The organism is Achromobacter aloeverae (assembly GCF_004121055.1).
GTDB classification, from domain to species: Bacteria; Pseudomonadota; Gammaproteobacteria; order Burkholderiales; family Burkholderiaceae_B; genus Bordetella_C; species Bordetella_C aloeverae.
The window spans coordinates 449,901-462,633 of sequence record NZ_PYAL01000003.1 but is presented as its reverse complement, the minus strand read 5'-3'; the positions used below and the strand labels follow the sequence as shown (position 1 = coordinate 462,633).

The following is a 12,733-nucleotide window of genomic DNA, read 5'->3' as shown; positions in this document are numbered from 1 at the left end:
CGTGAAGGGCGTGAAGGGCGACCGGCCGTGAATCTCCGTACCTTGAAATACTTCGTGGCGATCGCCGACGCCGGCAGCCTGACGGCGGCCGCCGAGGCCATCGCGATCGCGCAGCCCGCGCTCAGCCGGCAGATGCACGCCCTGGAGGAAGAGATGGGCGTGCCCCTGCTGCAACGCACCGCCCGCGGAGTGCGCCTGACGCAGGCCGGCGTGACGCTCTATGAAGCCGCCCAGAGGATGCTGGACGAGGCCCAGCGCGTGAAACGCCAACTGGCCGGCCCGTCGGAAGCCGGCGAAAGCCGCGTGGTGCTGGGCGTTTCGCCCACCCTGTCGCGCGTGCTGGTTCCCGGCCTGTTCGAACGCTGCCACCGCACGATGGACCAGATGCGGCTGACCGTGCGCGAGGCCTTCACGCCCGAGCTGCTGGACATGCTGGAAAAAGGCATGGTGGACATGGCCATCATTACCAGCATGGGCGCCAGCGCCGACCGACCCCTTGCCCTGCATCCGCTGGTGGGCGAACCCTTCGCACTGGCGACGCCCAGGTCCATGAAAATGGATCCCATCATTTCCCTGGCGGCGCTGTCGCGCATCCCGCTGCTGATGACCACGCTGCACCGCACCGTGGTCGAACGCCAATTGCGACCGATGGGCGTGCACCTGAACATCCATTCCGAAATCGACTCCGTCGACGCCATCCGGGAACTGGTGCATGACGGCGACTGGTGCACGCTGATGCCGGTGTCCGTTTTCAAGGAGGCGCGCAGCGACGCCGGCATCACGCTGACCGAAGTGTCCGGCGTCCAGCTGAACCGCCAACTGATGATGGCGACCCGCATCGAGGCAGTCCCCAGCACTGCCGTGGCGGCGCTGCGAGAGATCGTGCTGGCCGAACTGGCCCGGCTCAACCGCCTCCGCGTCTTCAATTTCGGCAAGAAACCCGTCAAGCGATAGACCGCGCGGCCATCAGCGCGGCCATCAAGTAGCCAGATCAAAATGATATGGCTCCGCCTGGAAACGGTATTAGTTCTCCGCGCCCGCCATTCCTATACTGTCCGCGCATCTGCTCGCCCCCCCACCGCACGCCCGGACGGTCCCGCCCGGGATGCGATCGCGCCCGCCGCCGTGAGGCGGAATGCCGCGCGGCGCAAGGGCGCGCGCCCCGCCGCCACGAACACGCTACAAAGAAAACGCTACAAAGATGACCACGCCGAACACCGCACGCCCGCACGCCGACAGCAAGCCTTCCGTACCCATCGCCGATCTCCAGCGCTTCATTTCACGTGTCCTGACCGCCGTCGGCATGCCCGGCGAGGATGCCGCGACCGTCGGCGGCATCATGGCGCAGGCCGATGCCCGCGGGGCCGACGCCCATGGGGTGTTCCGGCTGCCGGCGTATGTGAAGCGCATACGCGCCGGCGGCATCAACCTGCATCCCGACATGCGCCTCGTCGAGGAACGCGCGGCGACCGCCCTGCTCGACGGCGACAACGCCATGGGCCACCTGGTCATGAAGCGGGCCGCCGATCTCGCCATCGGCAAGGCGCGCCGCGCGGGCATAGGGTGGGTCGGCACCCGTCACAGCAATCACGCGGGCCCGGCCGGCCTGTACGCCCGCATGCCGCTGGAACACGGCATGATCGGCATCTACATGGCGGTCGGCAGCGCCAACCACATGCCCCCCTGGGGCGGCATCGACATGCTGTTGTCGACCAATCCCATCGCCATCGCCGTGCCGGCGGCCAACCGGCCCCCCATCGTGCTGGACATGGCCACCACCACCGCCGCCTATGGCAAGGTCAAGGCACTGGCCCAGCGCGGCCAGGCCATGCCCGAGGGCTGGATGGTCGGCCGCGATGGCAAGCCCCTGCTGGACCCCAAGCGCTCGGACGAGGGTTTTCTGCTGCCCATCGGCGGTCCCAAGGGCTACGGCCTGGCCCTGATGTTCGGCATCCTGGCCGGCGCGCTGAACGGCGCCGCCTTCGGCCGCGACGTGGTCGATTTCAACAAGGACTACAAGAGCGTGACCAATACGGGCCAGGCCGTGGCCGCCATCGACGTCACCGCCTTCATGCCGATGGCGCAGTTCGAAGCCTGCATCGACGATATCTGGACGCAGATGAAATCCTCGGAGCTGTTGCCCGGCGTAGAGGAAATACGCCTGCCTGGAGAGCAATCCGCCATTACGTACGAGGACCGTGTCGCCAACGGCGTGCCCCTGCATCCCGAGTTGATCGCGGCGCTGGACGCGCTGGCGCTTGACGTCGGCGTCCACGCGCTGCTGTAACGCCGGCGGCGCGCCCGTCCATCGATGGCCGGCGCGACGTCGCGTCCCGCTGGTCGCTGTACCGAAGCACCGAAGGAAACGCCCCCCGAAACGCCCCCCGAAACGCCGGCGCACAGACCGGCGACGGATTGAACAAGAAAAGGAGACAGCGATGGTGACGCGCAGAGGATTCCTGGCAGGCGCCACGGGCGCCGGAATCATGTTTTGCGGGTGCGGCATGCTGGATGCCGCCCGCGCCGCCAAGCCGGCTGGGAAGCCGCCCGCTTTGGTAATGAACGGCAAGCGGGTAAAGGTCATCGACACCCACGCGCACTGCTACTTCCACGACGCGATCGCCCTGATGGGCGATGACGCCAAGAAGGTACTGCCGCCGGTGCGCGGCGTGCAGGAGCACTTCATCCCCGCCGACGACAAGACGGCCGTCGCCAACCGCCTGGCGGCGATGGACGCGATGGGCGTGGACATGGAAGTCCTGTCCATCAATCCCTTCTGGTATGGCAAGGACCGGGATACGTCCGATGCGATCTGCAAGATCCACAACGAGCGGTTCGCCGAGCTGGCCCGCGCCTATCCCGAACGCTTCGCCGCCTTCGCGTCGCTGTCCTTGCAGTTTCCCGACCTGGCGGTCCAGCAGCTGGAACACGCCATCAAGGACCTGGGCTTGCGCGGCGCCGCCATCGGCGGCAGCGTGGGCGGCGTCTCGTTCTCCGATCCCCGTTTTCATCCGGTATGGGCCAAGGCCCAGGAACTGGACGCCACGCTCTTCATCCATCCGCAAAGCACGCCGGAACTGGCCAAGCGCTTCCAGGGCAACGGCTGGCTGTCCAACGTGATCGGCAATCCGCTGGACACCACGATCGCGCTGGAGCATCTGATCTTCGAAGGCACGCTCGACAGGTTCCCCCGGTTGAAGATACTCGCCGCGCACGGCGGCGGCTACCTGGGATCGTATGCCGCGCGATCGGACCGTTCCTGCTACGTCTCGCCGTCGAACTGCGATCCCGCCATCGTCCTGAAGAAAAAGCCGTCGGAATACGTCCGCCAGATCCACGTCGACGCCATGGTGTTCACGCCCGAGGCCTTGAACTTCCTGATCTCGCAAGTGGGAATCGGCCAGGTGGTGGTCGGCACCGACCATCCCATTCCCTGGGAACAACATCCCGTCGACCAGGTATTGGCGACGCCCATGTCGAACGAGCATCGCGCCGCGATCCTCAGCGGCAATGCCAGGAAACTACTCAATATCAAGCTCTAGGGGAGACAACATGAGGAGACACAACATGAAAAACGCCATGACGGGCTCGCTGCGCGCCGCCCTGCTCGCCGCCTGCGCGCTGGCCGGCGGTTATGCGGCCGGCGCCCAGGCCGCCTACCCCGACCATGCCATCACCATGATCGTGCCGCTCGCGGCCGGCAGCGCGGTGGACAACGCCGCGCGGCTCGTGGCGCAGGAAATGTCCAAGGACCTGGGCGTGGCGGTGGTCGTCGAGAACCAGCCGGGCGCCGCGGGCATCATCGGCGCGGATCGCGTTTCCAAGGCGGCGCCGGACGGCTACACCCTGGGGGGCTACAACGACAGCATCCTGACCATGGTGCCCAATATGCAAGCCAACATGCCATGGGACCCCGTGCGCGACTTCACGCCCGTGTCGCTGGCGACGACCTTCGAATGGGGGCTGGTGACGACGCCCAGCCTGAACTACAAGAGCGCCGGGGACTTCATCGCCGCGGCCAAGGCGGCGCCGGGCAAGCTGCACTATGGCACCGGCGGGATCGGCAGCCCACAGCACATCGCCATGGCCCTGTTCGCCGCGCGCAACGGCCTGGACGTCGTGCACGTGCCGTACAAGGGCGCGTCGCAAGCAGCGGTGGGCGTGGCGGCGGGTGAGGTGCAGGCCGCCTTCGAGGCCATCCCCACCGTCAAGAGCCTGGTCGACGGCAAGAAGCTGGACCTGGTCGGCGTCTGTTCGGAGAAAGAGCTGGCGCAGTTGCCCGGCGTGAAGACCATATCAGCATCCGGCTCGGTGCCCTTCACCTTCGAATCGTGGTTCGTGGTGGTGGCGCCCAAGAAAACCCCCGCGGCCATCGTCGACCGCTTGAACGCCTCCATCAAGAAGGCGCTCGCCAACCCCGACGTGCGGCAGAAGCTGGCCGCCCAGGGCGCGGTGCCGCGCGGTTCCTCGCCCAAGGAACTGGGTGATCTCACGAAGTCGCAACTCCAGGTCTACAAGAAGCTGATCGACGACAACCACATCAAGGTCGACTGACCCGGCGTACCAGGGGAATCGCGGCCAGGGCCATCTACGGCATGGATACAACTAGTATCCATGCCGTTATTCTTGGACAAGCTGAAATAAGCAACTTGTTTCAAGACAACAGTATCATCCCGCCCGGCGCGTCACCCGCGCCGGCGCCGACCGGTCTGCAAGCCTCCTTCCAGGCACGCCGGACAGCCCGAAGCGCCATCGATGAATGCTGCTTACGCCGTTAGGAGAAACCATGTTTAAAAGAAATGCCCTGGCCGCCATTGCCCTGACCTTGACCGCGCTGCTGCAAGGCTGCGCCCACACGACGCCGGAAGACACCGCCAAGCAAAACCTGGCCGTCGTCCAGCACGCGCTGGCCCCCACCGGCTCCCTGCGGGTAGCGATGTACCAGGGCAGCCCGACGTCCTATGTGGCCGGCAAGGACGGCGATGATCCGCGTGGCGTCGGCTATGACGTAGGCCAGGCCTTCGCGCAAAAGCTTGGCGTGCCCTTCGAGCCCAAGGTCTTCCCGAACAACGCCGAAGCGCTGAAGGCCGTGGCCAACGGCGACGCCGATTTCACTTTCACCAACGCCACCGAGGAACGCGCGAAGGTCATGGACTTTTCGCCTACGGTGCTGGACGTGGAGAAGAGCGCGCTGGTGGTGAAGAATTCGCGGCTGAAGAAGCTGGATGACCTGAACCGCCGCGGCCTGCGCATCGGTGTCAGCAAGGGCAGTTCGACCGGCGAGGAGCTCAAGCCGCTCTATCCCAAGGCCAGGCTGGTGCCGGTGCCGACGCTGGCACAGGCCGTGCAGATGCTGCGCCAACGCAAGATCGACGCCTTCGCCACCAATAACGCCATCCTGTACGAGCTGAGCGACAAGCTGCCCGGTTCGCGCGTTCTGCCCGACCACTGGGGCATGGAACATTTCGCGATCGGCGTGCCCAAGGGACGCGAAGCCGGCCAGGAATTCGTGAAGGATTTCGTCCAGGCTTCCGTCGCCAATGGCACGGTGCAGAAGGCGGTGGAGCGCGCCAACTTGCGCGGGACGGTCGCCGCGCAGTAACAAGACGTAGCAACAGCGAGCAGTAGCAATAGTAGTAGCAGGCGCCCCGACCGGGTCAGGACAGCCGGTCCGGTCGCGGCGCCGGCCAGGGCGCTCGCGGCGCCTGCAACCTCGCCCGCATCGCGTGGCGCTTGACGCGCGTGCCGGTGTGATCGGCTTCCTGGCGATACGCTGGCAAGGGATTCAATTCGCACCAGATATCCAGCGCGGCCAGCAGCGTGGCCCTGTCCGCCGGCCGCGCGCCGCTGGCTCCCATCTCCAAGGCCTTGAGCACGCAATCGAAGGCCTCGGTGCTGAGATCCCACAGCACCTCCCGGGCGTCCTGCCTCAGGCGGTCGGATATGTCCCGGTCCTCGCCGCGCGAGCGCCCCTTGCCCTCGGCCACGCTGAAGACCAGCCGGCCCGACGCCAGGCCACGGCAGCCGGTAGCACCCGCGAGCTTGAGGCAGGCGCGCCCCAGGCGACTGGGCTGGGCACGCGCCAGCCTGGGCGCCGGCGCACCCGCGGCGGACGTCGTCTCCACGAGACCGCCGGCGCCGGTTGCATCCAGGGCCATCCCTGCCGCTCGAAAACCACCGATCGCATTCAAGATAGGTCCCCTCAACAAGCCCCTGGATCATGCAATTTACCCGGCGCCCTGTTCCTTGCGTATCCGCCCGGAAGGAGAAATCTCCCACCCGCGCACTGACAATCGGCGCGATTATTCCGCCGCGACCCGTGACATTTTCCGACTATGATCGAAAACCGTAATCCGTGATTTCCGTCCCAGCACCACCGCCCGCCGGGCGAGGTTCACCTGCCACCATGCGTTACCGACTGCCTCCCCTGAACACCCTGCGTATTTTCGAAGCGGTGATGCGCCACGGCTCGATACGCCAGGCAGCTGGGGAGCTCTGCTTGACGCCGCAGGCAGTCAGCCTGCAGCTCAAGCAGCTGGAATCGCACCTCGACCAGCAGCTATTCCAGCGCACCGCTCGCAGCCTGACGCCGACCGCCGCCGCCACCCAGTTCTACAAGCATGTGCGCGATGGCCTGGATCGTTTCGCGGACGGCGTGGATGCCATCCAGCCGGCGCCCGCCAAGCAGCGACTTTATCTTTACGTCAGCCCCTATTTCGCCACCGAATTCCTGGTGCCGCGCCTGGGGCGCTTCACGTCGTCCGTGCCGGACATCGACGTGCGCATGGCCATCGGCGTGGAGCTGGACGAGTTCAACCACAAGGGCCTGGAAGCCGCCATCCACTGGAGCTACGGCGCCACGCCGGACTTCGTGGAGACGCCCCTGGTCGACGACCTGAAAGTGCTGGTGGCCACGCCCCGCCTGCTGGAGCGCCTGCCGGTGCAGACTCCCGAGGACCTGCTCAAGCACTCGGTGGTCGTGCCGCTGGTGGCCAATTCGCTGTGGGAAGACACGCTCAAGCTGCTGGGGGTGACGCAGCGCGCTTCCCAACCCATCATGATGCTGCATACCCACGCCGCGATGATGGAAGCGGTGCTCGCCGACCTGGGCGTGGGTTTCATTTCCTATGCGGACGCCGTGCGCGGCGTCGATGCCGGGCGCCTGGTGGCGCCCTTCGGCATGGACCTCTTGAAGCAACTGCCTGCCGGCCGCATCCCGCGCTTCAGCCTGCTCGTGCGGCCGGACCGCCGCCATTCCCCCATTCTCATGCAGTTCACCCGCTGGCTGCTGGACGAGGTCTGCACCGAAGGCGTGGCCGGCTACGCGTCGAAATGCCGCCCCGACCAGTACGCCGACGCCTGACGCCTATTCCGGCCGTGGCTCGTCACCGGGCATGGGATGGCCGGTGTTGTCGCGGCTGCAGACGAGGGCGACTATGCCCAGCACCGCGCCGAACATCAGGTAGTAGGCGGGCATCATCTTGTTCCCGGTCTGCTGGATCAGCCAGGCGTTCAGCATGGGCGCGGTACCGGCGAACAGGGCCACCGCCACGTTGTAGCTGACAGCCATCCCCGTGAAGCGCACTTGCGTGGGGAAGAGCGCCGGGATGATCGAGTAGATGCACCCCAGCAGCGACGCCAGGCACAGGTTGAGGATCAGCAGGGCCACCACCTTGATGGCGGTGTCTCCCGAGACCAGCATGTTGAAGCAAGGGATGGCCAGCACCAGGACGCCGAAACTGCCCACCAGCATCATGCGCTTGCGGGTGACGCGGTCCGCCAGCGCGCCCATGACGGGAATCATGGCGATCAGGAACAACTGCGGGCCCAGCGACATCAGGAAGCCGGACTTCGCGTCTATCGTCAGCGTGCTGATCAGGTAGGTCGGGATATAGGTCGTCACCGTGTACAACGTGACATTGGTCACGATGATGATGCCGCAAGAGATCAGCACCAGGCGCATGCACTGGGAAAACAGGTAGTTCCAGCCGGCGTTGGCATGGGCTTTCTTGTTCTGGCTCACCGCTTCGAAGGCGGGCGATTCCTCCAGGCGCTTGCGGATGTACAAGCCGATGCCGCCCAGCGGCAGGGCCAGCAGGAAGGGCACGCGCCAGGCCCAGGCGTAGATCTGTTCCGCGCTGAAGAAGGCCGTGAGGACGGTGGTGATGGTCGCGCCGAACGCGAAGCCGCTGATGCAGCCGACCTCGATCCAGCTGGTGATGGCGGTGCGGCGCTTGTCGGAGCAGTACTCCGCCACGTAGATGGCCGCGCCGCTACCTTCGCCGCCGGCCGATATGCCTTGCAGCAGGCGCAGCAGCACCAGCAGCACGGGCGCGGCCATGCCTATCGCGTCATGCGACGGAATCAGGCCGATGGCGAAAGTGGCCACCGCCATCATCAGGATGGTGACGGTGAGTACCTGCTTGCGGCCCAGGCGATCGCCGATGGGACCGAAGATGATGCCGCCGAATGGCCGCGCGAAAAACGCGATGGCGAAGGCCGCCAGCGAGGCGATCAACTGCGTGCCCGGCGCGCTGGCGGGAAAGAAGACCTTGCCCAGCACGCTCGCCAGGTAGCCATAGACCGAGAACTCGAACCACTCGACGAAGCTGCCCACCACCGACGCAAGGACGACGCGGTTCAGTTCACTCTTGCCGACCTTGCGTGGCGCGGCGGGGCGGGCATCCAAGCCCGAGTCGCCCCGCCCGCCATTCAACCGCAGATCGTTGGATGCCTGCGCTGCATTGATAGCCATCGTATTCCCCTTATGGTCCGGCACCTTCCGTGCCGGGATCCTGGACGCAATACACACCAAGCGGGCCTGCCGGCCCGCGCTCATCACGCGGGCCGGTCTTTGGCCCGCATTCATATGAACGGGCCGGTCCTTGGCCCGAGTTCCTAGTCCTCAACGAGTCGGCTCACTCGAACGCATGCGGATAATCCCGCCGCGCCTGCGCTTCGCTGATATAGCCATCGCGGATATCGCGCTGCACCAGCGCGGCCGGACGCGCGGTCGGCGGGCCGTAGCCGCCGCCGCCGGGCAGGTCCAGCACCAGGCGCCGGCCTTCCGGAATCAGCTGCGTACCCTTGGCCTGCATGACGGTGCCGTCGTCCATGCCCACCTTGCCGGCGGCGCCCTTGCCGCCGCCTTCGTGCCCGCGCGCCGGATACGCCACGCGATCGAACATGGCGTTCAACGTGAAGTGATAGCCGTCGTGCGCGCCGATCTCTATGCGTTGTCCCAGGCCGCCGCGCCACGTGCCGGCGCCGCCCGAATCGGGGCGCAACTCCTTGCGCCAGACGACGATGGGGCCGATGCTTTCCGTGACCTCGGACGACATGGTATGCACGCCGCTGGGGAAAGCCGTCGCGCTCAGGCCATCGCTGGCGGGACGCGCGCCCGTGCCACCCGTATTGAAGATGAGCATTTCATGGCGCGACTGGCTGTTGTCGGCCCGCACGCCCGTGAAGCGCATCTGCAGGTTCCACAAGGCGCTGGCGCCCTCGGCCGGGATGAGGTCGGGACGATAGGACTGCAGCGCGCCCAGCACCACGTCGGGAATCAGGTGGCCGAGCACGTGGCGCACGGCCACCGGCGCGGGCCGCGGCGCATTGAGGATGCATCCTTCCGGGGCGGAGATCTCGAACGGCTTGAGCGACGCCCAGTTGTTGGGAATGTCCGGCGCCAGCGCGCACTTCAAGGCGTAGCAGGCATAGGCCTTGGTATAGGTCAGCGGCACGTTGATGCCATAACGGCTGGGGCCGGACGTGCCGGTGAAGTCGGCATACATGGCGCCATCCTCCGCGTGCACGCTGACGCGCAGGTCGATCGGCTGCTCATAGCCGTCCACGCGCATCTCGTACGCATGCTTGCCGGCCGGCAAGGCCGCCAGACGCTCGCGCGTGGCGCGTTCGCTATGCTCGAAGATGAAGTCGGCCAGTTCCTGCAGGTCGTCCAGGCCGAATTCGTCCATCATGGCCTCCAGGCGGCGACGCCCGGTGTCGTTGCACGCCACCAGCGAATGGAAGTCGCCGATGACCTGGTCGCGTTCGCGCACATTGCTGCGCAGGATCTCGATCAGGTCTTCATTCAGCTCGCCGCCCTTGTGGAACTTCATCAACGGCACGCACAGGCCTTCTTCGTAGACTTCGCCGGCATCCGGACCGAAGCCGCGCCCGCCGATGTCCACGACGTGCGCCGTCGACGCGAAGAAGCCGATCAGGCGCGGCGTGGCGCCGCGGAACACCGGCGTGACCATCGTGATGTCGTGCAGGTGGCCCGTTCCCATCCAGGGGTCGTTGGTCACCAGCACATCGCCGGGCACCAGCTTGCCGCCGAACTTGGCGACGAAGTGCCCCACCGACTCCGCCATGGAGTTGACGTGGCCCGGCGTGCCGGTAACGGCCTGGGCGATCATGCGGCCTTGTGCGTCGAAGACGCCCGCCGACAGGTCACCCGCCTCTCGCACGCTGGTGCAGAAAGCGGTGCGCACCAGCGTGACCGCCTGCTCCTCGACGACCGCGATCAGCCGGTTCCACATGATTTGTTCGCGCACGCGTATGGTTGCGCCTTTTTTGCTCGCGCTCATTATGCTGCTTCCTTCTGTACACGTTGAATCAGCAGGCAACCATCCTCTTGAAGGATCAGGCCATAGCCCGGGCTGACATACGACGAGGTTTCCTTCTCCGTGACGATCAGCGGGCCATCCAGGCGCAGGCCGACGGGCAGGCTGGCGCGGTCGTAGATGGCGCAATCCAGGAATTCGCCGGTCTTGGCGTCGAAGACGGGACGGCTGTCGATCGGCGGATATTCCTTGCGCGAGGCCGCTGCCTCGCCCATGCTGGCCTTGACGCGCTCGGGGGGCGGCACTTCGCTGCGCAGGGACAGCGACCAGCTCACCACCTCCACGTCCAGGCCGTCGACCTCGTGTCCGAACAACTGGGTATAGGCCTGCACGAAGTTGGCGCGCAAGACCTCCAGCCCCGCCTTGTCGACCGTCGTCATGGGCGCGGCCACCGGAATTTCCCAACCCTGGCCCGCGTAGCGCATATAGGCGCGCAACTCGCGCACCGTGGCGCCCGCATGTCCGGTCTCGCGCAGGAAGCTGGAGACCTCTTCATTCATTTCCTCGATCATGCCGTTGACCACGCCGGTGTCGAAGCGGCTCAGGCGCATCACGGCGCTGCGCAGCGACTCGTAGCCGAACGGCGCACGCAGGAAGCCGATGGCCGACCCCACCCCGGCGCCGGGCGGCACCAGCAGGCGGTCCATGCCCAGCTTTTCGCACAGGCGGGCGGCGTGCAGCGGCGCCGCGCCGCCATACGCGATCATGGCGTACTCGCTGAGATCGCGGCCGCTTTCGACGGCGTGCATGCGCGCGGCGTTGGACATGTTCTCGTCCACCATTTCGGCCACGGCGTACGCGGCCTGCACGGTCTCTCCATTCAAGGGCCGGGCCACGTGCGCGTCGATCGCCTTGCGCGAGGCGTCGATGTCCAGGGTGATCGAGCCGCCGGCGAATCGCTTGGCGTCCAGCTTGGCCAGCACCAGGTCGGCGTCGGTGACGGTGGGCCGCTCGCCGCCGCGCCCATAGCAGGCGGGTCCCGGCTCGGAGCCGGCGCTTTCCGGGCCCACGCGGACCTGCTTCAGGTCGTCGACGTGCGCGATCGAACCGCCGCCGGCGCCGATTTCCACCATCTCGATGACCGGGATGGAGATGGGCATGCCGCTGCCTTTCTTGTAGCGATAGGTACGGGCAACTTCGAACGTGCGGGCCGTCTTGGGGCTCAGGTCCTCGATCAGGCAGATCTTCGCCGTGGTGCCGCCCATGTCGAAGGACAGCACGCGGTCGAGCCCATAGCGCGCGGCGACGTGGCTGGCATAGATGGCGCCGCCGGCCGGCCCGGATTCGAGCAGGCGCACGGGAAACTCCGCGGCGCTGGCCAGCGACATCAGGCCGCCGCCGGAGTGAATGAGATACAGCGGGCAGCGCATGTCCTCCGCCGCCAGCGCGCTGGCCAGTCGGTTCAGGTAGGAGGACATCAGTGGCTTGACGTAAGCGTTGGCGCAAACGGTATTGAAGCGCTCGAACTCGCGTATCTGCGGCGACACTTCGCTGGAGATCGAGACGGCCACGCCGGGCAGCGCGCGCAACAGGTGTTCGCGCACCTTGCGTTCGTGCGCGCTATTGCGATAGCTGTGCATCAGGCCCACGGCCACGCTGGTGAAGCCGCCGGCGCGGATCTCGTCGATGATGCGGTCCAGGCCGTCGAGGTCAAGCGGCACCAGCTCGCGGCCGCTGGCATCCAGGCGGCCCTTGAGCGCGTAGCGATCGCGGCGCGGGATCAGCGGGGCAGGCAGTTGAATGGCCAGGTCGTATTGCTCGAAACGGCCCTCGTTACGCATTTCAATGACATCGCGGAAGCCGTCGCTGGTGATGAAGGCCGTGCGGGCGCCGCGGCGCTCGATCAGCGCATTGGTCGCCAGCGTGGTGCCGTGCACGATGGAACGGATCAGCGATGGGGAAATGCCGGCTTCCTGGGCGGCCAGTTTCAGGCCCTGGACGATGGCCCTTTCCGGTTTCTCGTAGTCCGTGAGGACCTTGGCGGTGGACAGTCGCCCTTCGTATTCCAACGCGACGTCGGTGAACGTGCCACCGATGTCTACGCCCGCCCTGCATGCTGCCTGCGTGTTTGCCATGTTCTGCCGTGTTTTGAAGACGTGGAACCGGCG

10 protein-coding genes are annotated in these 12,733 nt (G+C 66.4%); 6 read left to right on the top strand and 4 right to left on the bottom strand.

Features of this window, described 5'->3' with window-relative positions; translation table 11 throughout:
* The first annotated feature begins 27 nt into the window (after positions 1-27).
* From C7R54_RS13055 to C7R54_RS13035, 5 genes are all read left to right on the top strand, one after another.
* On the top strand, positions 28-954 hold the full coding sequence (locus C7R54_RS13055; RefSeq protein ID WP_192903648.1) for a LysR family transcriptional regulator: 927 nt from the start codon (positions 28-30) through the stop codon (positions 952-954).
* A 247-nt stretch (positions 955-1,201) separates the two neighbouring features.
* Positions 1,202-2,287, top strand: coding sequence for an Ldh family oxidoreductase (locus C7R54_RS13050; RefSeq protein WP_129150854.1), 1,086 nt, complete (start codon positions 1,202-1,204; stop codon positions 2,285-2,287).
* A 151-nt stretch (positions 2,288-2,438) separates the two neighbouring features.
* Positions 2,439-3,542 (top strand): amidohydrolase family protein, encoded by a 1,104-nt coding sequence (locus tag C7R54_RS13045; RefSeq protein WP_129150853.1) that lies wholly within the window; start codon positions 2,439-2,441, stop codon positions 3,540-3,542.
* A 25-nt stretch (positions 3,543-3,567) separates the two neighbouring features.
* A complete protein-coding gene (locus C7R54_RS13040; RefSeq protein ID WP_240039504.1) occupies positions 3,568-4,554 on the top strand; it encodes a Bug family tripartite tricarboxylate transporter substrate binding protein in 987 nt (328 codons plus the stop codon).
* A gap of 232 nt (positions 4,555-4,786) precedes the next feature.
* Complete coding sequence (locus tag C7R54_RS13035) at positions 4,787-5,602, top strand: transporter substrate-binding domain-containing protein (protein ID WP_158021199.1); 816 nt, start codon at positions 4,787-4,789, stop codon at positions 5,600-5,602.
* 55 nt (positions 5,603-5,657) lie between these two features.
* Here the strand turns inward: C7R54_RS13035 and C7R54_RS13030 are convergent, their stop codons facing one another.
* Positions 5,658-6,158, bottom strand: a complete 501-nt coding sequence (locus tag C7R54_RS13030; RefSeq protein ID WP_129150851.1) for a hypothetical protein — start codon at positions 6,156-6,158, stop codon at positions 5,658-5,660.
* A gap of 248 nt (positions 6,159-6,406) precedes the next feature.
* Here C7R54_RS13030 and C7R54_RS13025 point away from each other — a divergent pair, with 248 nt between their 5' ends.
* Positions 6,407-7,363: a LysR substrate-binding domain-containing protein gene (locus C7R54_RS13025; protein WP_129150850.1), complete on the top strand. Its 957-nt coding sequence runs from the start codon at positions 6,407-6,409 to the stop codon at positions 7,361-7,363.
* A 3-nt stretch (positions 7,364-7,366) separates the two neighbouring features.
* Here C7R54_RS13025 and C7R54_RS13020 read toward each other — a convergent pair whose 3' ends face one another.
* The 3 genes from C7R54_RS13020 to C7R54_RS13010 form a co-directional block, all read right to left on the bottom strand.
* Positions 7,367-8,755 carry an MFS transporter gene (locus tag C7R54_RS13020; RefSeq protein WP_158021198.1) on the bottom strand — a complete coding sequence of 463 codons (1,389 nt, stop codon included), beginning with the start codon at positions 8,753-8,755 and terminating at the stop codon, positions 7,367-7,369.
* Positions 8,756-8,918: 163 nt separating this feature from the next.
* On the bottom strand, positions 8,919-10,589 hold the full coding sequence (locus C7R54_RS13015; protein WP_129150848.1) for a hydantoinase B/oxoprolinase family protein: 1,671 nt from the start codon (positions 10,587-10,589) through the stop codon (positions 8,919-8,921).
* Complete coding sequence (locus C7R54_RS13010) at positions 10,589-12,700, bottom strand: hydantoinase/oxoprolinase family protein (RefSeq protein WP_129150847.1); 2,112 nt, start codon at positions 12,698-12,700, stop codon at positions 10,589-10,591. The genes C7R54_RS13015 and C7R54_RS13010 overlap by 1 nt, the downstream gene beginning before the upstream one ends.
* Positions 12,701-12,733 lie beyond the last annotated feature (33 nt).

Coding starts and splice junctions, on each gene's coding strand:
- C7R54_RS13025 (WP_129150850.1), top strand. CDS start 6,407: ATGCGTTACCGACTGCCTCCCCTGAACACCCTGCGTATTTTCGAAGCG.
- C7R54_RS13020 (WP_158021198.1), bottom strand. CDS start 8,755: ATGGCTATCAATGCAGCGCAGGCATCCAACGATCTGCGGTTGAATGGC.
- C7R54_RS13015 (WP_129150848.1), bottom strand. CDS start 10,589: ATGAGCGCGAGCAAAAAAGGCGCAACCATACGCGTGCGCGAACAAATC.
- C7R54_RS13050 (WP_129150854.1), top strand. CDS start 1,202: ATGACCACGCCGAACACCGCACGCCCGCACGCCGACAGCAAGCCTTCC.
- C7R54_RS13035 (WP_158021199.1), top strand. CDS start 4,787: ATGTTTAAAAGAAATGCCCTGGCCGCCATTGCCCTGACCTTGACCGCG.
- C7R54_RS13045 (WP_129150853.1), top strand. CDS start 2,439: ATGGTGACGCGCAGAGGATTCCTGGCAGGCGCCACGGGCGCCGGAATC.
- C7R54_RS13030 (WP_129150851.1), bottom strand. CDS start 6,158: ATGGCCCTGGATGCAACCGGCGCCGGCGGTCTCGTGGAGACGACGTCC.
- C7R54_RS13010 (WP_129150847.1), bottom strand. CDS start 12,700: ATGGCAAACACGCAGGCAGCATGCAGGGCGGGCGTAGACATCGGTGGC.
- C7R54_RS13040 (WP_240039504.1), top strand. CDS start 3,568: ATGAAAAACGCCATGACGGGCTCGCTGCGCGCCGCCCTGCTCGCCGCC.